This window comes from Rhizobium sp. BK491, assembly GCF_014194925.1.
In the GTDB taxonomy this organism is placed as follows: Bacteria; Pseudomonadota; Alphaproteobacteria; order Rhizobiales; family Rhizobiaceae; genus Rhizobium.
In genome coordinates this window covers 100,317-124,701 of record NZ_JACIAR010000009.1, presented here as the reverse complement: position 1 = coordinate 124,701, position 24,385 = coordinate 100,317, and the positions used below count along the sequence as shown (strand labels likewise).

The window sequence follows — 24,385 nt, the reverse complement described above, 5'->3', positions numbered from 1 at the left end:
GATGGGTACGGTCGGGGATAGGAGTTCGATGGCGCAGCATCAGGCCGTTCACCTGGTGTCCATGCTGCTGTCCGCGATCATGGTGCTTGCGGCCGTCGGCTGGGCAACCTCCAATATCCGGGAGATCGCACCGCAAAACCGGGCCGTCGTCTTTCGCCTCGGCGCCTTGAACCGGGTGCAGGAATCCGGCCTGTTGTGGGCCTTCCCCGCGCCTTTCGAAAAGGTCTTGCTGCTACCCGACGGCGCAACGGTTCTGGAACGCCGGATCGACGGATTGCTTCGCTCTCCCGCGGCTCAGGCCGGCGAGGCCAACACCGAGGCGCAGAGCGATACCCTGGCGGGTTCGGGCTATCTTCTGACCGCAGACGCCAGCGTCGTTCAGCTCGACATCCGCGTCTTCTTTCGAGTAATCGACCCTATGGCCTATGTGTTGCAGCAGGACCACGTTCTGCCGGCACTCGACCGCCTCGTGACCCGCAGCGCCGTCGTAATCTGCGCTTCCCGCGATCTGGACAGTATTCTGGTCGCGCGCCCCGAGCTGGTCTCCGCGGAGAGCGATGTCGCCGAGCGCCGCGAACGCCTGCGCGCCGATCTGGTCAAGAGCATCAACGCAAGCCTGGGCTCGCTGAAGTCGAAGGGCCTGAACCTGGGAATCGAGATCGATCGTGCCGATGTCCAATCCGCACTTCCGGCGACAGCCATAAGCGCATTCGACGGGGTGCTGACCGCAAGCCAGCAGGCAGAGCAGGCGATTGCGTCGGCACAGAACGATGCGGAAAAGGACAGACAGGCCGCCGATCAGGAAGCCGATCGGATCGTGCAGGTGGCGGAAGCCCAATCCAGCGAACGTCTGGCAAAGGCGCGTGCTGACACGGCCATCGTCGCCGGCTTTGCAAGCGCGCAAGGGTCCGATAGCGATCCCGGCCTTCTCTGGCGCCTCTATCGCGATCGCGTTGCCAAAATCCTGTCGAAGGCAGGCTCGGTGGTCACGGTCGACCCCAGGGACGACGCACGCCTCATCCTGCAGGGAGCCGACAAATGACTGTCGCGACCGATCATCCCCACGGCTCCCATGGCCACACGCATCATCATGGCCATATGCTCAGTGCCGGCCTTCTGACCGCCAACGAAAAGCAGGCGGCGGCCGTTCAGCTGACCCTCGCCATGATCGCCTTGAGCCTGCTTGCGCTCGGCATCGCATGGCGCTGGCTTGCGCCGGATGAAGAGGGCGTGAGCCAGCTTCTGCTGGCGGCCGCCTCACTGATCGTTGCCATTCCGGTCATCCGCTCCGGTTGGCATAGCCTGCGCCATCCGAGCCTGCATGGCATCACCGATCAATTGATCGCTCTTGCCATGCTGGCCGCCTGGGCGACGGGCGATCTGCTGACCGCCGCCCTCCTCCCGATCATCATGATATTCGGCCATGTGCTGGAGGAGCGCAGCGTCATCGGATCGAAAGAAGCGATGGAGGCGCTGGCGCGTCTGACCCATAGCCACGCACGGCTGATCACGCCGGACGGCTCGACGCGTGAAATCGACAATGTCACGCTGAAGCCAGGCGATCTGGTGGAGGTGAGAGCGGGAGACCGCATTCCCGCCGATGGTCGTGTCAGGCAGGGACAGGCAAGCCTCGACACTGCGCCGATCACCGGCGAATCCGTGCCTCTCGAAGTCACAGTTGGCATGGAGGTCTTCGGCGGTGCGATCAATCTGGACGGCCGTCTCGAGATCGAGGTGACCCGAACAGGCGAGGACTCGACGCTTGGAAAAGTCATCGCACTGATGCAGCGCGCGGAAAATTCAAAGCCGCCGATCACGCGGCTCTTGGAGCGCTACGCCCAGCAATATCTGGGCTTCGTGCTGACAATAGCCGCCCTTGCCTGGTTCCTCACCTACAATGACCAGATCATGCTGGCGATCCTGGTCGCGGCCTGCCCCTGCGCCCTGGTTCTGTCCGCGCCGGCAACGGCAATTGCAGGCATCGCGGTCGCCGCGCGCCATGGAATCCTTATCCGCAGCTCGGCATTTCTCGAAGAACTGGCAGATTTGACTTCCCTGGTCATCGACAAAACCGGCACCCTCACCTTCGGCCGGCTTCGGCTGCAAGATATTAGACTGACGGGCAATAGGGACCGGGAAGCCGTTCTGGCCTTGGCGGCCTCTCTGGGCGCTGCCAGCAGCCACCCGGTCAGCCGGGCGCTAGCCTCGCTTGTTTCTCATAACGCCTACCATCCGCTGACCAACGTCCGCGAACTTCAAGGACTGGGTATCGTCGCGGGTACGGCAAGGGGCGAAGTGGCGCTCGGACGTCCTGAATTGTTCGAACGCCTGTCCGTCGTCACTCCCTCGGCTCCCCCACATGACGGTCCGCTCGCAGGCCTTTCCATCGGTGGAGACTTTGTCGCCTGGCTTCTCCTGTCGGACACGGTCAAGCCGGAGGCAGCGGTCGCGATGACGGAGTTGCGAGCGCTCGGGCTCAGTCGTCAGCTTTTGCTCACCGGCGACCGTCAATCGGTCGCGCATGCCCTGGCGCGCGAGATCGGCATAACCGATGTCGCGGCCGAGGCCCTGCCCGCCGACAAGCTGAAACGCGTGCTGAGCGAGACTAAGAGCGGCTTCAAACCTCTGGTCGTCGGCGACGGGATCAACGACTCGCTCGCCCTCAAGGCCGGTGCCGTCGGCATCGCCATGGGTGTAGGTGGTGCTGATATCGCGCTCGCCTCCTCTGACATCATCCTGATCGGCAGCGATTTGCGACGGCTCGGCACATGCGTCCGCCTCAGCAGATTGTGCCGGCGGACATTGAAAACCAACGTCATCATCGGCCTCGGCTGGACCGTGGCGATCATCGCATTGGCGGGATTTGGCTTTCTTGGAAGCGCGGGAGCCGTCGTTGCTGCCCTCCTCCATAATTTCAGCACCCTGCTGGTGCTGGCGAATGCCGGGCGGCTGATGCGATATGACGAGCAACTGACCGCATAAGGCAAGATCAACTTACGTGATCGCCGAGCCGGTGGATCATCTCGTAGCCGTCTTTCCGCGCCAAGGCATTGATTTACATCGGATTGGTACCAGTAGTACGGTTTGAATCTGCATGCGGCTGGTGGTCCGCGGCCTGTTGAACAAGCAGATCGCCGCAGCCCTTCGCGTGAGCGAAGTCACGGTGAAAGTCCGGCGCAGCCAGGTCATGCGCAAGATGCAGGCAGGAACCCTCGCCGACCCGATCAGGATTTCAGACAGACTCAGCGGATGCTTCTGAGAAGATCCTCCTGCGCTTAGGGTTGGGATTTCGCCTTATCGCGACAACAGTCCAATGGTGATGTCCACCATGACGGGGTCGTCCAAATTGTCTATCTGTGGCGAGCGAGACTATCGGAGTGTTGGTGGAGCGGAGGCCGGTGCTCTCCCCGATTCTGCTGCTATCCTCGTGCGCCGAGGTACAAGGCGACGATGAAAATGGCGGCAATCAAACAAATGACAGTCCAGGCGAGGATACGACCGATAAGTCTATTTCGCGCTACCTCACGGCTTGAAACACCTGTTCGATGCTGATGATAGTGTCGTGTGGTCAAGGACCAGCTCCTTCAGCTTGCTATTGGCGGTCATCAAATCATCAAAGATCGAGACCGTATCCAATGCGATAATTTGTGAGCGAGGCTGTATGAAATCCAGGGCAATTGCGGCTGATAATTATAAGAAACTTATAATATTTTCTGGTTTTGGCCGTGACGGCTTCTTTCCATCTATTCCGCTTGATCGGCAATCGCGGCCAGGAACGTGCCTCTCGCCGAGCGAACAAGAAGATGGTTGAAGCTTATGGCTGCGCCGTGATGAGCCAGCACACCTGTCCGCCGTCGCGGGCCGCCAATATCTCCAGATTTCGCTCTTCAGATCTCGACCTGACTGCCCAGTTCGACCACGCGGTCGACAGGGAGCTTGAAGAAAGTCATTGGTGTTTCCGAGTTGCGCATCATCGCTGCGAAGAGCTTTTCCCGCCACACGGCCATCCCAGGCCTTTTTGACGGAACGAGCGTCTGACGGCTGAGGAAATAGCCAGCGGTCAGAGGATTGAAATGCGGCATGCGCTCGAAGATCGGCGCCAGCGCTAACGGCACGTCGGGATGCTCCGCGAAGCCGTAGCGAATGATGACCCGAGTAAAGCCGCCGCCCAGATCTGTTGCCGCCAACCTTTCGACTTGCTCGACGACGGGTGTGAGTGCCGTCTCGATGGTGACGAGAAGCACGTTTTCGTGGAGCACAAGATTGTGCTTGAGGTTGTGAAGCAGCGCCGGAGGAACGCCTTCCCGGTTTGTTGTCAGATAAATGGCACTTGCCGGAACTCGGGTAACATTGGCGGTCGACTTCAGAAAGGTCTCGACGGGCATCGTGTCGGATGCGAGCCTGCGGTTGAGGAGCGCGCGCCCGCGTCGCCAGGTCGAGAAGATGATGATCAGTACGACGGCGATGGTGACCGGCAACCAACCGCCATCGGTGAACTTGGTGGCCGAGGCAGCGAAAAGGCCAAGGTCGAATATGAGTAGAATGGCGTATAGCGGTATGGCCCAGATGGGGTTCCAGCGCCAGACGCGAAAAATCATGAAGCCGATGATAAGTGTCGTCAGTACCATGGTCGCGGTCACGGCTAGGCCAAAGGCCGCGGCAAGAGCGCTCGAGCTACGGAAAGCAAGAACAAGCGCGATGACGGCAAGGAACAGCATGATGTTTACGGTCGGTGCGTAGATCTGCCCCCGCGCTTCGAACGAGGTGTGATGGATCCTGACGCGCGGCAGGTATCCGAGCTGAACGGCCTGCTGCGTCACCGAGAATGCACCGCTGATGATCGACTGGCTGGCAATGACGGTAGCGGCAGCAGCCAGAAAAAGGAGGGGGATCAGCAGTCCAACCGGGGCCATAAGGTAGAAGGGCGACTCGATTGCTGTGGGGTCTGCCAGTACAAGTGCGGACTGCCCGGCGTAGCAAAGTAACAGTGCGGGTAGCGCCAGCCACAGCCAGGCCCGTGCAATGGCCGAGCGCCCGAAGTGGCCCATATCCGCATAGAGCGCTTCTGCACCCGTGACAGCCAGCACAACGGTCCCGAGCGTAAAGAAGGCGCGGACGGGATCGGCCGCCAAAAATCCGAGCGCATAGGTCGGGCTTGCTGCCTGCAGCACGACCGGGTTGGCGACCACATGGACGGCACCGAGAATGCCTATCGTCAGGAACCAGATCGCCATCACCGGGCCGAACAGGCCTCCCACGAGCCCCGTCCCGAACCGCTGGATGGCAAACAGCCCGGCGATGATTACGATCGAAAGAGGGATAACATAGTCGGAGAAGCTGCTGTTGAGAAGCGTGAGGCCTTCGACCGCCGAGAGGATGGAGATCGCCGGCGTGATCACCGCGTCGCCATAGAATAGCGTCGTTGCGATCAGCGCGGCTCCTGCAATGTACGGCAACTCCCACGAGTGCTTCGCTACACGCTCCACAAGAGCAAGGAGAGCGAAGCTTCCGCCTTCACCACGGTTATCCGCGCGCATGGTCACGAAAACATATTTGACTGTGACGACGAGGATCAACGCCCAGACGAGCATCGAAAGCACGCCTAGCACATGAAATTGATCTAGTGGCAGGCGATGATGGCCAATGAAGCTTTCCCTGAATGCGTAGAGTGGACTGGTGCCGATATCGCCAAAGACAACACCCGTGGCGCCCAACATGAGCTTGAGCTTGGGCGACGCGGATGGGTGCGGCTCGCTTTTCATTGTGTCCTCCGCAATGGCGACAAGTGGACCGCAGCGGAAACCACTCCCTTCGTGCGACTATCTCTTGAGGGTAATCAAAACACAACCCTAGCTCTCCAAGCCGAACGCAAAGGTGGACGCCCGTCCGCAGGAGACGGACGAGGACAGATATTCCGGAATCGCAAGTTTCTGCAGCACGTTATCCAAAATCAGCCATCAAGGCGCAGGCGCTTCGGTAGATGGGCGGAGGAAATACGGCTCCAAATCGTACGCGGTTTTTGTCAACCAAAGACAACGTCCTTACCGTGGTGCCGACATCGATGGCGTCTCGGCCGAGCCGATCCAGCTTCGTGACAATCCAACCGGTCCATCGGCCGTGAAAAGCCACGGCGATGCGCAATGGCGGTACTGCCGGAAACACAAGGAGCGCCGCCAAATGGAGGTATTTTGCCCCTTGTGTTCTTTTATTGGAGTAGCCAGCGGCCAAGCGGAACTCAAAACTCAGGATCGACAGGCACTTTTGACATCCCAACGGATGAGGGCAGCCTGATCCGCCATTATTCCTTCGCGCCAGCTTGCTGACCGGTTCGAAATCCAGATTCGCAGGCGCGGTCCTGTCAAGGCTCTCACATGGTCATTCCAGCCCAACTTTGTAGAGAAAGGTAACTCGCTGAAATCCAAACCTGAATAGGCCCAGTAAGCTTGCCTGGGGGTATTGCTTGTTCCTCGAAGTCGAAATAGGTGAAACTCTCCCTCTTTCCCAAGCTTCAAGATCAAGCGCAATCTTGTCAAAGTCGATTGCGAGATCGATGAGTGTCTCGCGATGCTGGTCATCACCCTCATCGCGGGCACGACGGAAATAGTAATCTGCCCTTTCGCGCATTTGGATAGCCGTCATCATGGACGCCTCCTAAACGGTTTCCGTAAGCGATCGCATATCAGTCGGGCAAGTTTCCTCCTATGATGTACGTCAATTAATATTCTACACCAGCGCCGCGAGCGCAAACACTTGGCGCTGACGGAGTTCAACCTGTCGCGCAGCGTTCTGGCGTATTTGAGAGCCGCGGCCGGGTTGCGTGTTGGCCTACTTGTTGCCCGTCGGTTACTCGTTGCGAGCGACGCGTTTCACTTCCTGGTTCGGCAGGAAGATTTTCGAACCGTCAACACCCCGGGCATACGTGGAATTTGCGATTCTTGCCGCCCACGCACGAATGGACTGGTGTATACTCGGTTCGCTTGTCGTGGCCGCGAGCACTCCTCGGGCGGCGGGACGGCAATCATTGGGCAGGAGTTGAACCCATGGCCGGTGCTAATTCGAAGCTGCGACGGGACATCACACCGAAGCCGGATGCCGATCCGCTCCTGGGCTCGCCGCCATTGGAGGCTCCCGCTGTCGTTGGCTATCTTGCTTCGTTTGCAATGACGGCCCTCGCGACGTTTGTGGCTGTCGGTGTCGACCGCGAGGTGACGATCCCGAACCTCTCCCTCATTTTTGTAGTGCCGGTGATCATCACGGGTGTTGGCTTTAGCTTGGGGCCTTCACTCTTCTCGGCCGTGCTTGGTGCGCTCGCCTACAATTTCTTCCTGACCGAGCCTCGCTATTCACTGGCCGTCGACGACCCGGCAAACATCTGGGCGATCGGACTGCTTTTTGTCGTCGGACTTATCGTGAGTGGCGTTGCCCATACCTCCGGGCGAAGGGCGACCGATGCGGCACACTTGAGACGGCAGACGATTTTGCTGCAAGGCTACAGCCGCGACGTCGTGGCGGCCGACAATACGGAGGCCATCATTTCAATCACGTCCCAAGCGCTTGCAGCGCTGTTCCAAGTTCCCGTCGCCGTGATATTCGTAACGGGGGGCGAGGTGGTTTCCGTCAACAGAGTTGGCGGCGTGGAGCCCCAGGAGGGCGAGTTGGAGGCGGCGCGATCATCGTTGACGACTGGAACCGCCGCGCGCGCCGGAATTTATCCGGCGTTGGACTCGCGCTTTGACTTTTGGCCCGTGATAACGGCGGTGGGCCAGGATGTTGTCATCGGGCTCGTATTCAACCCCGACGACCGTCCATCGGAGCCAGATACATTAGTCGACATCGTTGCGGGTATCTTAGCGCTGGCGCTTTACCGTCGGCATTCCCCAGTCAGTCACAAGGTAGCGTCGCCTTAACGGCATTTAGTTTGGGAGCAGGACTCGGAGATGAATTTCAAGCCTCGATCGACGAGGCAATTTCACGCCAGGTCACCATGGCGCGTGCTCGAAGCTGCCGATGACCGGTGGCAGTCAGAATCCCTTCTTGAACGAATGCTTGCCACCCGGATCCTGCAGTCCGGTCGGTTTTCCTGCACGCCATTTATTAGTCTATGAAATAAGTCCATGCAGTCTGATTGGGATTATGCATTTATCCGAAGGTGATACTCTCTGACCGAACGTCGGCCATTTTTGCTTCCCATCAGCCGGCCGGGAAGGAGATATCATGCAAATCACACGCAATGGCAGCCGGCCTTCGGGGAAAGGTCCGTCGGATTGGTTCACCGGGACAGCCCGGGTCGATCCCCTGTTTGGCTCAAATGATGCCCGACGTGCGGCCGCAGGCTCGGTGACCTTCGAACCGGGAGTGCGGACGGCGTGGCACACGCATCCACTTGGCCAAACTTTGATCGTGACCGCCGGTGTAGGGCGGGCGCAGCGCGAAGGCGGTCCGATCGAAGAGATCCGGCCGGGTGATGTCGTGTTCTTCGAGCCTGGAGAAAAGCACTGGCACGGGGCCTCGCCGACGACCGCGATGACCCATATCGCCATTCACGAGCACCTTGACGGCAAGGTGGTGGACTGGATGGAGCACGTCAACGACAGGCATTATCTGGGTCAGCCGGAGGGTGCGTGATGCCCCATATCGTCCTCAAGACGATCAGCGGCCGGCCAGAGACCCTCAAGCAGGAGGCGGCCGCGCGGCTGACGCAGACCGTGGTGGATGTCCTTGGTGTTGGTGAGCCAGCATCTCGGTCGCTATTCAAGACGTCGCGGAGGCCGACTGGGCCGCCCAAGTGTATGTTCCCGACATTCAGGAAAAGGCGGCGCAGATCTACAAGAAGCCCGGCTATGACCCGTTTGCGTAGCAATGTCCTTGCCGGGCTGTTCTCGGCCGGACTGGCGGGTTCACCCGAAGCGGCGGAGAAAGCCATGAACATCAGGATCGAAGCCGGCGATCAGGTGATCGAAGCTACACTCGAAGACAATGCGACCGCCAGAAGCTTTGCCGACCTGCTGCCGTTGAAGCTGACACTGACCGATTACGCCGCCACCGAAAAGATCAGCGATTTGCCGGAAAGGCTTGTCACTGACGGTGCGCCGCCCGGCATCACACCCGTCGTGGGAGACCTCACCTATTATGCCCCCTGGGGCAACCTCGCGATCTTCATTAAGGGCTTCCGCTATTCCGAAGGTCTGGTGAAACTCGGCCGGATCCGGAATGGTCTGGAGATCCTGCAGCAAACCGGCCCCCTCGAGGTAACCATTCAACAAGCGAAAGGTGAGGCACATGAGCTGGCTCGATGACGAGGTGAACAGGATCGCAGCGAGCGACGACCTGCACATCTCTCCCTTCAGAGATGACGGGGTTACCTACGGCACCCCCACGTGGATCTGGTCAGTCGTCGTCGACGGCGACCTTTACGTTCGCGCTTACAATGGCCAGGCGTCGCGCTGGTATAAGTCGGCCATGGGCCAGAAGGCGGGCCGCATCCAGGTGGCCGGCATGAACAAGAATGTTCGTTTCGAGCCGGTGGACGGCGTCATCAACGATGCGATCGATGCGGCCTACCGCGCCAAATACGCGAGCAGCCGCTACCTGGCGTCGATGATCGGTGACAGGGCCCGGAGCGCCATCGTGCGCATCCTTCCGCAAGACTGAGCGACAACAGGAGACAAGGCAATGCAGACACGTATGCTTGGACAGGGCCTGGAGGTCTCGGCGCTTTCGCTGGGCGCCATGGGCTACGGTAAGGCCCGGGAATTACCCGATCGCGCCGAGATGATCGCGCTGATCCGCGCCGCCGTCGAGCGCGGCATGGACTTCTTCGACACGGCCGAGGTGTACGGCCCCTGGACCAACGAAGAGATGGTCGGCGAAGCGCTGGCACCCCTCCGCGACGAGGTCAAGATCGCCACCAAGTTCGGCTGGGATATCGATCAGGAAACCGGCGAACACCGCGGCGGCGTCAACAGCAGGCCGGCGCAGATCCGCCGTTCGATCGAGGGCAGCCTGAAACGCCTGCGCACCGATCATATCGATCTCTACTACCAGCACCGCGTGGACCCCGAGGTGCCGATGGAAGACGTGGCCGGGACGGTGAAGGATCTGATTGCGGAGGGGAAGGTGCGCTGGTTTGGGCTGTCGGAGGCGGGAGCCGGCTCCATTCGCAAGGCTCATGCCGTCCAGCCCGTCGCTGCCTTGCAAAGCGAATACTCGCTTTGGACACGGGAACCCGAGGCAGAGATCCTGCCGACCCTGGAGGAACTGGGTATAGGCCTGGTTCCCTTCAGCCCGCTCGGCAAGGGCTTCTTGACGGGCAAGATCGATGTGGCGACTGAGCTGGATGCCTCTGACATGCGTAACAGCATCCCGCGCTTTGCGCCGGAGGCCCGCGAAGCCAACCAACGGCTCATCGGCCTGATCCGGCGGATCGGCGTGCGGCGTGACGCGACGCCGGCACAGGTGGCGCTCGCCTGGCTGCTGGCGCAGAAGCCCTGGATCGTGCCCCTGTTCGGTACGCGCAAGCTGGAGCGCTTTGAGGAGAATATCTGGGCTCTGGACGTGGCCCTGACGCCGGAAGACCTTGAGGAGATCGTGCAGGCCAATATCGCGATCCAGGGTGCGCGTTACCCCGACGAGCATATGAAGCGCGTCGGCCTCTGAGAAACAAGCGGGGGCTCGAGGCCCTTCGCTTTTCTGTCAAAGCGGAAGGCCGTCGACGATGTAGGCGCGTGACGTCGCCGTCTGGTGGCGGATTGGCCTCACCCAGTTCGGCGGTCCGGATGACCCGGGCCGTGGCGTCCTGCGCCCGGACTGCAGGAGCGCTAAGGGTCGCTATCGCCGCTGCGGCCACCAGGCACAGTGTGTTGAGTTTGATCCCATGCCTCACTTGTTGCGGTTGGCGAAGACGTCCTTGACCACTGGCATCGCTGAGAACACGCAGGGCCAGCCAGTATAGAAGGCCAGGTGCGCAAGCATCTCGGAGCCCTCAGCCTGCATAAGGCCATTATCCATCGCCCGGTTGAGGTGGTAGGTGATCTGGGCCACCTGACCCGACGCCACCAGGGCAGCCACCGTGATCAGACTGCGGTCACGCGGTGCGAGATCCGGCCGGAGCCACAAGTCGCAGAACAAGACGTCACGGGTGTAATCGACGGCACCCTGCGATACCTCGCCGAAGTTGGCCTGCACCGCACTGGCCCGCTGGTTCTCCGAGGCCTCGTCGAGCCGCAGCAGCTGGACCGGCTCCTGCGGCAGCTGCTCGGCGCCGATGTCCCGCTCCGCAAAGATGTCCTTGACGACCTGAACCGCAAAGAAGGCGTTCGACCACCCGCTGTAGAAAGCGAGATGGGTGATGATTTCCGCAATTTCGGCGGGCTTTACACCATTTTCCAGCGCCAGGTTGAAGTAGTGGGACATACCGATCGTCTGAGCACGCGCAATGAGCGCGGCAACCGTCACGACGCTGCGGTCGCGCGGCGAGAGCCCCGGCCGATTCCAGAGATCGCCGACGATGGTGTTGCGGGTGTAGTTGGCAAGGGCGGGCGAGACGGCGCGGACGTCGTCGTTGCTCAAGGCGCTATGGCCGGCAACAGGTGCTGTCATGGCAGAGCTTTCCTTCTATCGTCGTTGTTGTCGCTTAAGCCGGGACGAGATCCGGGGATTCCGGCGCGGCTGTAGGCATGAGGCGATGCGCGATTTCGGCGACACGACGGCCGAGGTGGGCCGCGGTGCGCAGATCGCTTCCGATCGGGGCGACATCCGGTCCCTCGTCCATGTTGGACTGGGCCATGGCACCGAGCCAGCTGCCGAGGCGGTTCAGCTCATCCCCGCTGCCGGTGCTGCGGCTGTTGCCGGGCATGAGATCGAGGCCGACCCAGATCATGCCGTGCTGGGCCGCAAACAGGGCCATCGAGACCAGCGAATTGAGCTTGTCGCCGCTGTGAGCGCCGGAGTTGGTGAAGCCGGCTGCGACCTTGTCGCGCCACGTCTGGGGCGTCCAGGCCGTCTTGGTCGCGTCTTCCATGAACTGCTTGAACCGGGCGCTCACCAGGCCGTTGTAGGTGGGCGACCCAAAAATGATGGCGTCACTCGCTTCCAGCACGTCCCAGGCGACCGGCCCGTCACCCAGGGCTATCAGGACCGCTTCGGCTCCGGTCACCTCGGCGACGCCTTCAGCTACTGCCTGAGCAAGCCTGGCGGTATGGCCAAAGCCGCTGTCAAAGACAATCGATACGCGCATGTGTGCTGTCCTCTTCGCGCAACCTGGTGATCCTTTGTGAGGTGAAGATAAACCTCGCCATTTGTTTCGATTAGACGGTAATATGTCATTGAACTTATATTGAGGATCAATAAATGCAGCGAGAAGAACTGGGCGACCTGCTGGCCTTCATGGTGGTTGCGGAAGAGAAAAGCTTTACCAAGGCCGCCGCCCGCCTGGGCATGTCCCAGTCGTCGCTGAGCCTGATCATGAAGCGTCTGGAAAGCCGGCTGGGCATTCGTTTGCTCACGCGGACCACACGCAGTGTCGCGCCTACCAATGCTGGCGAACAGCTTCTATTCGCGCTAGGCCCGGCATTCGGTGCGATTGATGCGCAGCTTTCAAGGCTGAGCGACTTCCGGGACAAGCCTGCGGGCAATTTCCGGATCACAGCCGGGCAGCATGCCATCGACACGATCCTGTGGCCGAAACTGTCGAAGCTGCTGGTGGAGTATCCGGACATTAAAGTCGAACTCAACGCGGAATCCGCCCTCACCGATATCGTGGCCGAGCGTTTCGACGCCGGGGTGCGGCTGGGTGACCAGGTGGAAAAGGATATGATTGCGGTCCGGATCGGGCCGCCCGCCCGGATGATCGTGGTGGCCGCACCGTCGTGTTTCCAGGACCAGCCGCGACCTTCCACGCCGCAGGAGCTGGCCGCACATCGCTGCATCAACCTGCGTCTGCCGAGCTATGGCGGATTTTATGCCTGGGAATTCTCACGCGACGGGCACGACGTGCGCGTCAGGGTAGATGGACAGGTTGCTTTCAACGGGGTGCCCCAGCTGGTCCGGGCGACCCTGGACGGTTTCGGGCTTGCGTTTATCCATGAGGACACGGTTCGGCAATATCTGGACAATGGCCAGCTTGTTCAGGTGCTGGCGGAGTGGACCCCACCGTTCCCAGGGTACCACCTCTACTACCCGTCACGGCGCCACCCCTCGCCTGCCTTCACCATGCTGGTGGACGCGCTACGCCATTATGACTGACCAAGGCCGGAAACCGAATTAGCTTCCGCCCCTCGCGTAGAACAGACACGAATCGACGTTCCACCAATACATAACTTACAGTCTCAAAACGCTTCAGCTGCGGGCCCCACCGGAGCACGATTTTTTCAATAGCCCATGCGAGGGCGAAACCTGAATGCATCGACAAATGTCGAGAACGCGGGGGAATGATTTCGCTTGTTGGGATAGTAGAGATGGTAGCCTTGGAAGGTCGGGCACCAGTCCTTGATGACCTCTCGCAGACGGCCGTCGTCGATATATCCGCGAATGAGATCGGTCGGCGCGTAAGCAATACCCATCCCGTCGAGAGCGGCATCGATTGCTGAGCCAATATTGCTATAAACCAGCTGGCCATCGACGCGGACGCTGAACCCACGCCCGTCCTCCTGGAATTCCCAGGCGTAGAGGCCACCCGATGTGGGAAGCCGCAGGTTGACGCAATTGTGCGCCGTGAGATCCTGCGGGCTCTCCGGTACCGAATATCGACCGAAATATTCTGGCGACCCAACTACGGAATAGCTGACATCAGGACCAATACGAACCGCGACCATATCTCGGGCGATTGCCTCGCCCAGCCGCACCCCGGCGTCGAACTGGCGCTCAACGATATTGGTGAACCCGTTGTCAACGATGAGTTCAACCTGAATGCCCGCGTATTCTCGCAGGAACGTCTTTAGCCTTTTTCGAAACACCAACTCGATGGCATCATCGGGACAGACGATCCGGACATGGCCAGAAGGCTTGTCGCTGAGCGCCTTCAGCGCTGCAATCTCGGCATTGATCCCCTCGAAATGATGCTCGATACTCTGCACTAGCCTCTGCCCCATGGCAGTCGGCGCGACATCGCGGGTCGTGCGCGCCAGTAGACGCACACCGAGCCTCTCCTCAAGCGCTCGGATGGTGTGACTAAGCGCAGATCGCGTCACCCCAAGCTTGACTGCCGCGCGCGTAAAGCTGCGTTCTCTCGCCACCTCAAGAAAGGCCCGCATCTCGGTAAATTCATCTCGACGCATTGTTGAATCTCTCTCATCACGACATGCAGTTTATGCCGTCTAGTGACACGACTTCAACACCGTTATCTAGTCTCGCAACGAGAGCGAGTACGACATGACTGAACTGACCGTAGAAGATGGATTTGAGGGCCTGCATCAGAGAACGCCATGGAGCGCCGTCACCTGCCTGTCGCTCCTGACATTCCTTCTGGTGAGCCTGGAATTCATGCCTGTCAGCCTTCTGACGCCGATTGCGCAGGACTTGTCGATCACGGAAGGTCAGGCAGGACTGGCAATCGCGGTCTCGGGCTTCTTTGCGGTTGTGACCAGCCTGTTCGGAAACAGGGTTTTGGGCCAACTGGACCGGAAAACGGTCGTCCTTTTCTACACATCCATCCTCACGCTCTCCAGCCTCACGGTCGCCCTTGCTCCAAGCTACCTCATCTTCCTGATAGGGAGAGCCATGGTTGGTATGGCTATCGGCGGCTTCTGGTCATTGTCGACGGCCATTCTCGCGCGTCTCGCATCCGGCCCCGATCTTCCCCGGGCGATTGCGCTGCTTCAGGGCGGAACGGCAACGGCAATCGTGGCCGCCGCACCGTTGGGCAGTTTTCTTGGCAGCCTCATTGGGTGGCGCAATACGTTTCTCGTCACTGTCCCTATCGGCCTCGCGGCGCTGGTATGGCAAAAGGCTGTCCTGCCGAACATGCCGTCTGCCAAAGCTGCGTCCGTTGGGACAATGTTCGGATTGCTCCGCAACCGCACCTTCGCGATCGGCATGGCGGCGACTGCGCTGACGTTCATCGGCATGAATTCGCTCTCGATCTACCTGAGGCCGTTCCTCGAGCATGTGACCCGGCTCGATATCAACATACTGTCCATGGCACTGCTCGGCCTGGGTGCGGGCGGACTGGCCGGACTGTTCGCGATCGGAGTTGTGCTCCGTCGGCATCTCGGCGTCGCTCTTGTCGGCATGCCCGTTGTCCTTGCCGTCATCGCCCTCCTCCTGATCGCAGCCGGACCATTCCAGTGGCTGACGGCAGCCTTGCTTGTTCTCTGGGGTATCGTCTCGACACCGGTGCCCGTCGCCTGGAATACCTGGATGGCACGTATCATCCCGGACGATCTCGAAGCCGGCGGCGGCCTGCAGGTTGCCCTGATCCAGCTCGCCATAGCAGGCGGCGCGTCCGCAGGCGGTGTGCTGTTCGATACCGCCGGATGGTGGAGCGCCTTTGTCCTCTCCGCAATCCTGCTCGTCGGGTCGGCGGTTCTGGCCGCCCTCGCCCGGCCTCGCAACTGACTTCTCACACTCAAAGACTGGAGACCGTTATGTCACATGGAATCGAAGACAAGGTCGTCGTCATCACCGGGGCCAGCAGCGGCCTCGGCGAGGCAACCGCACGCCATCTCGCCGAGCGCGGCGCGACCGTGGTCATCGGCGCGCGGCGGGTCGACCGTATCAAGGCCTTGGCTGTAGAACTTATTGCGACGGGCTCCGAGGTCGTTGCGGTGGAGACTGACGTGACCGACCGGGATCAGGTCAAGACACTCGTCGATACCGCTGTCGAACGGTTCGGACGGATTGACGTCCTGCTCAACAACGCCGGCCTCATGCCGCTTGCCCCGCTTGAGCGTTTGAAAGTCGACGAATGGGACCGCATGATCGACGTCAACATCAAGGGCGTGCTCTATGGTATTGCTGCGGCCCTCCCTCACATGAAGGCCCGGAAGTCAGGACACATCATCAATGTCTCCTCTGTTTACGGCCATGTCGTCGATCCGGGTGCGACTGTCTATTGCGCCACAAAACATGCCGTCCGCGCCTTGTCCGAGGGCCTGCGCAAGGAGGTGAAGCCCTACAACATCCGGACGACGATCATCTCGCCCGGCGCGGTCAGCACCGAACTCCTCGATCATATCAGCGAAAAGGATATCCAGACGGGCACCAGAGATTTCGTCAGCAAGATCGCCATCGGACCAGGTACATTCGCCCGGAGCGTCGCGTTCGCTATCAGCGAGCCGGACGACGTCGATATCAACGAAATCCTCTTCCGGCCCACAGCGCAGCCGGTCTGACGGAACCGCCATGTCTCGTCCGATCAGCCGACGACAAGTTCTGGGCACCGCGCGGGCTGCCGCGGCAATTCCACGTGTCGCCATTGCACAGCAAGGACGCGACCCAAACAACCGGGAGCCAAGCGACGTACGCATCAGGTTGACGTTCAAAGGATTGGTGCTGACAGCGACGCTCTTCGACAACCCCTCGGCGCGCGACCTTGCGTCGATGCTTCCGTTCGATCTGAGGATCGAGGACTTCGGAGGCAACGAGAAGATCGTTCGCCTACCTCGCAAACTTACCGAGGAAGCGAGCGGCCCCTTCACCAACGAGAGGGCCCGGCGACCTCTGCTACTTCAAGCCCTGGGGCAACCTGGCTCTTTTCTATGCGGACTATCGCTGGGACGGGCTGATCCGTCTCGGCCGGTTTGACAACAGTTTCGACGCGCTGCTGGTACGCGGCGAGTACCCCGTCCGTATTGAACGAATTTAACACCCCACTTCTTCCTGACACTCAACAAAGGACATCTCGATGAACCGTTTCAAGATCTTGGCTGCAGTAATGACTCTGGTGTTCACCTCCCCCACGTTCGCCAGCGATTCAAAGTCTCCGATCATCGGCGCCTGGCGCATGACCGCACTGGAGGTCGGCGCTGCGGGCAATCTTCAGGCCATTCCATATTCAGGCCAGCTCGTGTTCACCCAAGGGGGCACCTTGTCGGTGCAGGCGATGAATCCCGATGCGAATGCCGCGGACACGCCCTACACCACGAAAGCATACGAGGCCTATTACGGCCCGGTTGAGATCGACGATGCCAAGAACATATTCGCGATCACCGTGGAGTCCTCTCTGGTCCGCAACCTGATCGGTCAGAGACTTGAGCGCAAGTTCGAGGTCACAGGTGACAAGCTGGTGATTTCCCCGGTCGATGCTGCAGAAGGTTGGCGCGTCAGCTACGACCGCTTCTGAAAGCTCGAGCCCTGCAGACGTTCTTCAGGAACCACCGTGTCTAATCGACTGAATTGCCCGCCCTGATGTGGCGGGCAATTCATATTGAAGTCCCTTAACCTTGCAGGCCTAGCTGACCCCGTCGATGATGAAGGAGCGATAGTCTGCGCCCAGGAACCTGTGCTTCACGGCCGCCTGGTATTCGGGGTTGTCATAGAAGGCGCGAGCGGCATCCATGGTCGGGAAGCTGGCCATGACGACACCTTCGGGAGCAGCGCCCTCGAGTGGATCCAGAGCGCCGTAGGCGGCGAGCACGGTCGCTCCCGATTCACCGAGCAGTGGCGTCACCAGTTCGGCATAAATCTGCAGTTCAGCGGCGTTCCGACTGCGCTCCCGAATGAAAATTGCATAGGCGGTCATACTAAAATCTCCTTGAGAGTGGCGCCACGATCAGTTGCGAATGACGACCTTACCGAAGACATTTCGGCTTCCAAGGCGCTCATAGGCCGAGTGGGCGTCCTCGAACGCAAAGACGCTGTCGATCACCGGACGGATCTGGTGGGCGGCAACGGCACGGTTCATCTCCTCCAGGTCGCTGCGATTGCCGACACTGATAACCTTGTAGGTCGCTTGGCTGAAGAATAGTTTCATGACGTCGATCGCTTCCCCTTCCATGCCGAGCGCGCCGACGATCGAGACCTGGCCGCCTTCGCGGATCGAGCGAACGGACTGGGCAATGGTTGCCGGTCCGCCCACCTCGACGATACGGTCGGCCCCCAGGCCACCCGTCAAATCACGCACCGCTTGGTGCCAGTCCGGTGTCTCGCGGTAGTTGATGAGCGCGTCCGCACCGAGTGCCGTGAGCTTCTCGAACTTGTCGCTGGACGACGTGGTAGCGATGACGCGCGCACCCAATGCCTTTGCAAACTGGATCGCGGAGATGGAAACGCCGCCCGTCCCAAGCGTCAGAACCGTGTCGCCAGGCCCGACACTCGATACGGCCGACCATCCGGTCAGGGCGGCGCAAGGTAACGCGGATGCTTCCTCGAAGGTCAGATGATCGGGAACGGAGGTCAAAGCTTCCGCGCTGATCAAAAGGTATTCCGTCAACCAGCCATCCTGCTCCATCTGGTACTGCTCGCGGTGGGGTGGGATGCGCCCCCCGAACCAGTTCGTGAAGAAGCTGCTCATCACGCGGTCGCCAACGGCAAACCGCCGGACCCCGTCGCCGACAGCTTCGATGATACCTGCCCCATCCGACAGTGGCACATGGTTCTGCACGATGCCGAAGGGATAGTGCCCCTGCGTAATGATAATGTCGCGGTAGTTCAGCGAACTGGCCTGGACACGAACCAGAACCTGACCGGAACCGACCTCCGGAAGAGCTTCTTCTCGGACCTTCAGAGTGCTCATGTCACCTACTTTTGTGTGGCGGTAAACTTTCATCTTCAACTCCATGTTTGACTGTGAGCCAACGTAGCACTGAGATTTCGGATGAATAATGCCGCGCAGTCTGCTATTTATATCCGATCGTCCAAATCTGGAGCTGTCATGAACCCGTTCGATGAAATCATCCACCAGATACAGGTCGAGACATCGCTATACGCTCGTCTGCATCTCGGCGCGCCTTGGGGCATCCGGTTCCACACTGGCGAGCACGCCCGACTGGTCGTCATATCCGGAAGCGACTGCTTTCTGCGCTGGGAGGGGATAACCGATCCCGTCAGGCTGACCCCTAGCACCTGCATGATTGTGCAGCCACAGGTCACCTTCGATCTGTCGGATGTGCCTGATCAGCGTGTGATCGCCTGTGAAACACTGGTGGCGTCGGAAACGCACGGCGCGGTGACATACGGCGGAAGCGGCTTGCAAACCGAGATCGTCTCAGCTCGCTTTTCGTTTGATGCGGTCGCGGCCGAGCCTCTGTTTCGCTCCATACCGGCTCTGGTTCATTTCCCGCTGAACGAAACGCATTCCGCTTTGATCAAGGCGACCCTCGATCTCATTGGATTGGAGACCAATGCCGGTGAGCATGGTTCAGGGTTTGTGGTCGATCGCCTGGTCAACACACTGTTCGTGCAGGCGCTGCGTGCGCTGTGCAGCAACGACACGGGCAAGACGAGTTGTTGGCTAGCAGGCCTCGGCGACCGGCGGCTGGCGCGCACGATCCACGCTGTCCACTCTGATCTCGCCCGCCGGTGGACCGTCGAAGACATGGCACAGGAGGCGGGGCTTTCGCGTTCGAGCTTTGCGGCGCTATTCAAATCGGTGGTCGGTGAAGCGCCGCTGGATTACCTCACGGGATGGCGTGTCTACCGGGTCAAGATGCTGCTGACCGGAACGGACGAAAGCCTCCTGCGCATCGCCAACCTGGTCGGCTACGACAGCGACTTGTCGCTAAGCCGGGTGTTCAAGCGCAGAACCGGGGTTGCGCCGGGCAGATGGCGGCAGGTGATGAAATACAAGGGCACGGTTCGTCTGGAACGTGTCCCGGTCGATGCAGAATTAGAAGTTGCGTGATCTCATTACGTTGCACCGGGATATTTCACTGGAGGTCTGAAGGATTTGCCAGGCAAGTTGGTAGATTGACCCTGTCACAGCGTCTGACGCATGGAGAAAGGAGCATTGTATTCAAATATCCCTAGGCTTCGCCTTGAAGGGGTATGAACCAAGGACATACATTCTCCGCACCACTGATCCTCAATCAAGCAATTGAAAGCCAATACTATTTGGACTAACCTTATCTCCATGCACCAACATCCATGATGGCGTTTTAGAGATTATCACGGGCAGCAGTAGCAGACTTCCTATGCCTGCGGACTTCCGGATGCTTTCAGCCATCGGGGTTGACAGCGCTATTTGGTGAGGTCGGCAATACGATTGAGCGCGCCGGCAAGACCCTTCAGGGAGACAGCCAGGGTCAGCGGTTGGACCGGGCTGGCAGCGGAAACGGTAACGTTGAGGGCCTTGCCGGTTCTGAGCTTCGCAATCGTGTCTGCTTCGAAGGTCAGCGGCACGAGGCAGCCTTGTGGCAGGCAGGTCGAGAACGACAGAGTGTTGCCGAGAAGGGCATCGTCGACCTTCAACTGAGCGCCCTGGGGTAGTGCCAGTCCGAGCGGTAGCACCAGCGTGCCCCGGAACTTGCCGTCAGCTGCCTTGCCGATCTCGACAGCCAGGACGGTCTGCTTCGTCTGATTGCTGGTTTGGACCTGTCGGGCGAGGCAGGATGGAGCGTTGGCCTGCATCTGGCACACAACGCCCCAATCGTCGTATGTCTCGACCAGTGAGCTGGCCCCGCCCGGCAGCGGGGCGGCGGTCGCGGTGCCGCCGACGAGAGCGAGCATTGCCGCCAGCACTGAAGCCTTCGGCAAATAGCGGGATGACGTCATTAGAATGGGTTCCTTTCATATGGTTGGGGTTCCGACCGCGCGTGACGGCTCAGTCCGCCGGACGGCCAGCGTCCGGCGGACTGTGTGTCGTAGCTACGGCGTCGCCTGGCCCGCAAGCGAAACGCAGCCGTTGCCATTGTCGAGGCAGACGAACGTGCCCTCGAAGCGTGGATCGGTGATCACGTCGTGGCTGCCATCCGCGGTTTCGGCGCTATCGGAAACCGGCCGGATCGGCGCAAAGCGGCCGGCATCGAAGCTCGGCATCACGGAGCTTGCCTGTGTGCCTGGTTCGGGGTTGGCGGCCTTTCCCACGGTCAGCACGCCTGGAACGAAGTTCATGCGATAATTGGCGGACGCCAGTAGCGTGCCCTGGGTGATCGCATAGGCACCCGGCTCGCCAAGGCTGGTTGCGGACGTGGCGAGCCCTCCCGAAAGCCTGTCGCCGTTGACCAGACCCGCACCTCCGACGGTATAGGTCAGTGCCGGATTGGCGAGGCCATAGCGGCGGCTAAGTGAGTCGGCGGCAACCGTAATGGCACGCTGGTTCACCGTGAGGTCTGAGCCCATGTAGCTGATTGTGTAATTGGCGTTGGCTAGCGACCCTTGCGTGATCGCGTAGGCACCGACATCGGAATATTGCCCCGCCGTGGTCGAGAGCGAACCGGAGAGCGTGTCGCCATTCAGCAGGCCTGTCGCGGCATAGGTCAGTGTCGGATTGACATCGCCATAGGTCTTCGACTCCGCTTCCGCCGTCACCGTGAGCGCGCGTTGGTTCACGCTGAGATTGGCTCCGACATAAGTCAGGGCGTAATTGTTTGACGCCGAGAACAAGCCGGTGATGGCATAGCTACCGACGTTGGAATACTGCCCCGCCATGGTCGAAAGCGATCCGGAGAGAGTGTCGCCATTGACCAGGCCCGCTCCTCCGACCGTGTAGGTCAGCGCCGGGTTTGCATCGCCATAGGTCTTCGACAGCGTCTCCGCCGTCACCGTGATCGCGCGTCGGTTCACACTCAGGTCGGCTCCAACATAAGACAGGGCGTAATTGTTTGAGGCCGAGAACGAGCCGGTGATGGCATAGCTGCCAACATTGGCATATTGCCCCGCCGTGGTCGCGAGTGATCCGGACAGCGTGTCACCATTGACCAGGCCGGTCGCGGTATAGGTCAACGTCGGATTGGCATCGCCATAGATCTTCGACAGCGCGCCCGCCGTCACTGTCAGTGCCCGTGGGTTTACGGTGAGATTGGCACCCGTATAGCTGATGGCGTAGTTTGCATTGGCCAGAGTACCCTGAGCAATCGCATAGGCGCCGACATCGGAATATTGCCCTGCTGACGTCGAAAGCGACCCCGAGAGCGTGTCGTTGTTGACCAGGCCCGAGGTCGTGTAGGTCAGCGCCGGATTGGCATCACCATAGGCTCTCGACAGCGCATCCGCCGTAACGGTTAGCGCGCGCGGGGTGATTGTCAGGTTGGCGGCATTGTAGGTGATCGCGTAATTGGCATTGCCGAGGCCACCGAGAGTGATCCCGTAGCCGCCCACATTCGAATATTGCCCAGCCGCCGTCGAAAGCGATCCGGAGAGCATGTCGCCATTGACAAGGCTCGAGGTTGTATAAGTCAGCGCTGGGTTTGCATTGCCATAGGTCTTCGACTTCGCATCCGCCGTTACCGTCAGCGCACGCGGAGTGACCGTCAGATTAGCCGCATTGTAGGTGATCGCGTAATTGGCGTTACCAAGGCTGCCGAGAGTGATCCCGTAGCTGCCAACATTCGAATACTGCCCCGCCGAAGTCGATAGCGAACCGGAGAGCGTGTCGCTATTCACGAGGCCCGAGGTCGCGTAGCTCAGCGCCGGGTTTGCGTCGCCATAGATCTTCGACTTCGCATCCGCCGCTACCGTCATCGCCCGCGGAGTGACCGTCAGATTGGCCGCATTATAGGTGATCGCGTAATTGGCGTTGCCGAGGCTGCCGAGAGTGATCCCGTAGCCGCCCACGCCGGAATATTGTCCTGCTGAAGTCACAAGCGATCCGGAGAGCGTGTCGTTGTTGACCAAGCCTGAGGTTGTATAGGTCAGCGCCGGGTTGGCATCGCCGTAGGTCTTCGATTTCGCGTCCGCCGTCACCGTCAGCGCCCGAGGGCTGATTGCCAGGGCGGCACCGGTAAAGCTGATGTCGTAGTTCGAGTTAGTAAGCGTGCCGAGCGTGATGCCGTAGTTGCCGATCCCTGACGCCGTCGTCGCGGAGGTGGCCAGCGCCCCTGAAAGCGCATCGCCATTGACGAGGCCGCTCCCGCCGACGGTATAGGTGAAGCCCGGATTGGCATCGCCATAGGTACGGTGTGCGCCGTCGGCCGTGACCGTGATGGCGCGCTTAGCGATGTCGGCAAGTGTCGTGGCCGTGTTGTAAGCAAGCGTATAGTTGCCGGCATCCGCGCCGGCGAGCGACAGGCCGGAGATGGTGACCGTCTTGCCCGTGCCGGCATTCTTGTCGGAAAAGGCGCCGCTGAAGCCGTTGCCCAGCGAAAGCGTGTCGCCCGACACCATGCCGTTGAAGACAGCGCCCGCAGTGTTCAGCGTCGCATCCGTCGTACCGTCATAGATCTTGCCGTTGGCGGTGATCCCGCCGATCGATGAGACCACAGCCCTGGCGATATCGACCGTGTCCGTGCCGCCCGCCAGCGTGTAGTTCGAGGCAAGGCCGCCATTCGTGCCATCGCCCAGAGCCAGCGACGCAAGCGTCACGCCCTTGCCCGAGCCGGCATTCTTGTCGGACATGGTGCCGGTGCCGGATAGTGTCAGCGTTTCGCCGCCGACCAGATTCGACAGCGTGAAGATCGAGGCATCGAGATCCGCCGAGCCGTTATAGGTGCGGCTGCCCGAAAGGTTGATGATCCGTTGGCCGATATCGGCAAGCGCTGTGGCCGTGTTTATATCCAGCCTGTAGTTCAGCGCATCCGCGCCGCCAAGCGTCAGGCCTGAGATGTTGACGGTCTTGCCCATACCGGCCTTTTGGTCGGAGAAGGAGCCAAGCGCGGTGCTGACTGTCAGATTATCGCCGGATACCAAGCCGTGGAAGATGGCGTTGTTGGTGTTCAGCGTCGCGTCGGTCGTGCCGTCATAGGTCTTGTTGCCGGCGGTGATGCCACCGATCGAGGTGATGCTGGCGGGAGTTATCGTGGCATGACTGGTGTAGCTGGTGATGCCAAGTTGGTAATTGTTTGCATCTGCGCCGGTTATGTAAAGGCCATCGACGGCAACCGCCTTGAAGCTGCCGGCACTCTTGTCGGAGAAGTTCGCGCTCGTATAGGCAACATGCATGTCATCGGTGCCGATGACCGGCACTGTGGAGATATTGACGGTGGCCGTCGTCGTGCCGTCATAGACCTTGGTGCTGGCGCTGATGCCACCGAAGAACACATAGGCCTTGGCGATATCGGCAAGCGTCGTCGCACTGCTTGAAGCGAGCGCATAATTGCCCGCATCCGCGCCGCCGAGCGAGAGCCCGGTGATGCCAACCGTCTTGCCGGTGCCGGCATTCTTGTCGGTGAAGGCTCCGGTGGCGGTTGCCACCGTCAGGACATCGCTCCCGATCAGGCCGGTAAAGCCTGCGGCCGAGGTGTTCAGCGTCGCGGCCGTCGTGCCGTCATAGGTCTTGTTGCCGGCGGTGATGCCGGTAATGCCAGAGATCGCCGCCCTAGGGTCAGGACCCATTGATTTGAACTGACGGCTGTGA

Annotated in this window: 21 protein-coding genes and 2 pseudogenes; 14 read left to right on the top strand and 9 right to left on the bottom strand. The window is 60.4% G+C overall.

Annotation, left to right across the window (positions count from 1 at the left end):
* The first annotated feature begins 1 nt into the window (after position 1).
* The 3 genes and pseudogenes from FHX05_RS26555 to FHX05_RS26545 form a co-directional block, all read left to right on the top strand.
* A complete protein-coding gene (locus FHX05_RS26555) occupies positions 2-1,042 on the top strand; it encodes a protease modulator HflK (RefSeq protein WP_183875613.1) in 1,041 nt (346 codons plus the stop codon).
* Positions 1,039-2,982: a cation-translocating P-type ATPase gene (locus tag FHX05_RS26550; RefSeq protein ID WP_210290533.1), complete on the top strand. Its 1,944-nt coding sequence runs from the start codon at positions 1,039-1,041 to the stop codon at positions 2,980-2,982. Before FHX05_RS26555 ends, FHX05_RS26550 begins: the two co-directional genes overlap by 4 nt.
* A gap of 115 nt (positions 2,983-3,097) precedes the next feature.
* A pseudogene (locus tag FHX05_RS26545) lies at positions 3,098-3,259 on the top strand (LuxR C-terminal-related transcriptional regulator); the annotation flags it as partial.
* A 628-nt stretch (positions 3,260-3,887) separates the two neighbouring features.
* Here the strand turns inward: FHX05_RS26545 and FHX05_RS26540 are convergent.
* Together FHX05_RS26540 and FHX05_RS26535 are read right to left on the bottom strand one after the other, a co-directional pair.
* Positions 3,888-5,762: a KUP/HAK/KT family potassium transporter gene (locus FHX05_RS26540; protein WP_183875611.1), complete on the bottom strand. Its 1,875-nt coding sequence runs from the start codon at positions 5,760-5,762 to the stop codon at positions 3,888-3,890.
* A gap of 613 nt (positions 5,763-6,375) precedes the next feature.
* Positions 6,376-6,642 (bottom strand): hypothetical protein, encoded by a 267-nt coding sequence (locus FHX05_RS26535; RefSeq protein WP_183875610.1) that lies wholly within the window; start codon positions 6,640-6,642, stop codon positions 6,376-6,378.
* 398 nt (positions 6,643-7,040) lie between these two features.
* Here FHX05_RS26535 and FHX05_RS26530 point away from each other — a divergent pair, with 398 nt between their 5' ends.
* From FHX05_RS26530 to FHX05_RS26505, 5 genes are all read left to right on the top strand, one after another.
* Positions 7,041-7,907: a DUF4118 domain-containing protein gene (locus tag FHX05_RS26530; RefSeq protein ID WP_183875608.1), complete on the top strand. Its 867-nt coding sequence runs from the start codon at positions 7,041-7,043 to the stop codon at positions 7,905-7,907.
* 307 nt (positions 7,908-8,214) lie between these two features.
* Entirely contained in the window at positions 8,215-8,625 is a 411-nt protein-coding gene (locus tag FHX05_RS26525; RefSeq protein ID WP_183875606.1) for a cupin domain-containing protein, read from the top strand.
* Entirely contained in the window at positions 8,625-9,296 is a 672-nt protein-coding gene (locus FHX05_RS30540; RefSeq protein WP_246699116.1) for a cyclophilin-like fold protein, read from the top strand. Before FHX05_RS26525 ends, FHX05_RS30540 begins: the two co-directional genes overlap by 1 nt.
* Complete coding sequence (locus FHX05_RS26510; protein WP_183875602.1) at positions 9,280-9,651, top strand: DUF2255 family protein; 372 nt, start codon at positions 9,280-9,282, stop codon at positions 9,649-9,651. The genes FHX05_RS30540 and FHX05_RS26510 overlap by 17 nt, the downstream gene beginning before the upstream one ends.
* 21 nt (positions 9,652-9,672) lie before the next feature.
* The gene (locus FHX05_RS26505; protein WP_183875600.1) at positions 9,673-10,656 is read left to right on the top strand and encodes an aldo/keto reductase; all 984 of its coding nucleotides are present in this window, start codon (positions 9,673-9,675) and stop codon (positions 10,654-10,656) included.
* A 222-nt stretch (positions 10,657-10,878) separates the two neighbouring features.
* On the opposite strand, the gene FHX05_RS26500 is transcribed toward FHX05_RS26505, so the two are convergent.
* Together FHX05_RS26500 and FHX05_RS26495 are read right to left on the bottom strand one after the other, a co-directional pair.
* Positions 10,879-11,598 carry a carboxymuconolactone decarboxylase family protein gene (locus FHX05_RS26500; protein ID WP_183875598.1) on the bottom strand — a complete coding sequence of 240 codons (720 nt, stop codon included), beginning with the start codon at positions 11,596-11,598 and terminating at the stop codon, positions 10,879-10,881.
* A gap of 34 nt (positions 11,599-11,632) precedes the next feature.
* A complete protein-coding gene (locus FHX05_RS26495; protein WP_183875596.1) occupies positions 11,633-12,235 on the bottom strand; it encodes a flavodoxin family protein in 603 nt (200 codons plus the stop codon).
* 113 nt (positions 12,236-12,348) lie between these two features.
* Here FHX05_RS26495 and FHX05_RS26490 point away from each other — a divergent pair, with 113 nt between their 5' ends.
* Positions 12,349-13,242, top strand: a complete 894-nt coding sequence (locus FHX05_RS26490) for a LysR family transcriptional regulator (protein ID WP_183875595.1) — start codon at positions 12,349-12,351, stop codon at positions 13,240-13,242.
* A gap of 125 nt (positions 13,243-13,367) precedes the next feature.
* Here the strand turns inward: FHX05_RS26490 and FHX05_RS26485 are convergent, their stop codons facing one another.
* The gene (locus FHX05_RS26485) at positions 13,368-14,273 is read right to left on the bottom strand and encodes a LysR family transcriptional regulator (RefSeq protein WP_183875593.1); all 906 of its coding nucleotides are present in this window, start codon (positions 14,271-14,273) and stop codon (positions 13,368-13,370) included.
* Positions 14,274-14,367: 94 nt separating this feature from the next.
* Here FHX05_RS26485 and FHX05_RS26480 point away from each other — a divergent pair, with 94 nt between their 5' ends.
* From FHX05_RS26480 to FHX05_RS26465, 4 genes and pseudogenes are all read left to right on the top strand, one after another.
* On the top strand, positions 14,368-15,552 hold the full coding sequence (locus tag FHX05_RS26480) for an MFS transporter (RefSeq protein WP_183875591.1): 1,185 nt from the start codon (positions 14,368-14,370) through the stop codon (positions 15,550-15,552).
* A 29-nt stretch (positions 15,553-15,581) separates the two neighbouring features.
* A complete protein-coding gene (locus tag FHX05_RS26475) occupies positions 15,582-16,328 on the top strand; it encodes an SDR family oxidoreductase (RefSeq protein ID WP_183875589.1) in 747 nt (248 codons plus the stop codon).
* 10 nt (positions 16,329-16,338) lie between these two features.
* A pseudogene (locus tag FHX05_RS26470) lies at positions 16,339-16,801 on the top strand (cyclophilin-like fold protein).
* A gap of 39 nt (positions 16,802-16,840) precedes the next feature.
* Positions 16,841-17,278, top strand: coding sequence for a lipocalin-like domain-containing protein (locus tag FHX05_RS26465; protein WP_183875587.1), 438 nt, complete (start codon positions 16,841-16,843; stop codon positions 17,276-17,278).
* Between the two features lie 108 nt (positions 17,279-17,386).
* Here the strand turns inward: FHX05_RS26465 and FHX05_RS26460 are convergent, their stop codons facing one another.
* Entirely contained in the window at positions 17,387-17,677 is a 291-nt protein-coding gene (locus tag FHX05_RS26460; protein WP_183875585.1) for a DUF1330 domain-containing protein, read from the bottom strand.
* A 30-nt stretch (positions 17,678-17,707) separates the two neighbouring features.
* Entirely contained in the window at positions 17,708-18,670 is a 963-nt protein-coding gene (locus tag FHX05_RS26455) for an NAD(P)-dependent alcohol dehydrogenase (protein ID WP_246699115.1), read from the bottom strand.
* A 138-nt stretch (positions 18,671-18,808) separates the two neighbouring features.
* Between FHX05_RS26455 and FHX05_RS26450 the strand changes: the two genes are divergently transcribed.
* The gene (locus FHX05_RS26450; RefSeq protein WP_183875581.1) at positions 18,809-19,777 is read left to right on the top strand and encodes an AraC family transcriptional regulator; all 969 of its coding nucleotides are present in this window, start codon (positions 18,809-18,811) and stop codon (positions 19,775-19,777) included.
* Between the two features lie 335 nt (positions 19,778-20,112).
* Here FHX05_RS26450 and FHX05_RS26445 read toward each other — a convergent pair whose 3' ends face one another.
* Positions 20,113-20,646, bottom strand: a complete 534-nt coding sequence (locus FHX05_RS26445; protein ID WP_183875579.1) for an invasion associated locus B family protein — start codon at positions 20,644-20,646, stop codon at positions 20,113-20,115.
* 93 nt (positions 20,647-20,739) lie between these two features.
* Entirely contained in the window at positions 20,740-24,363 is a 3,624-nt protein-coding gene (locus FHX05_RS26440; protein ID WP_246699114.1) for an MBG domain-containing protein, read from the bottom strand.
* Positions 24,364-24,385: the final 22 nt, after the last annotated feature.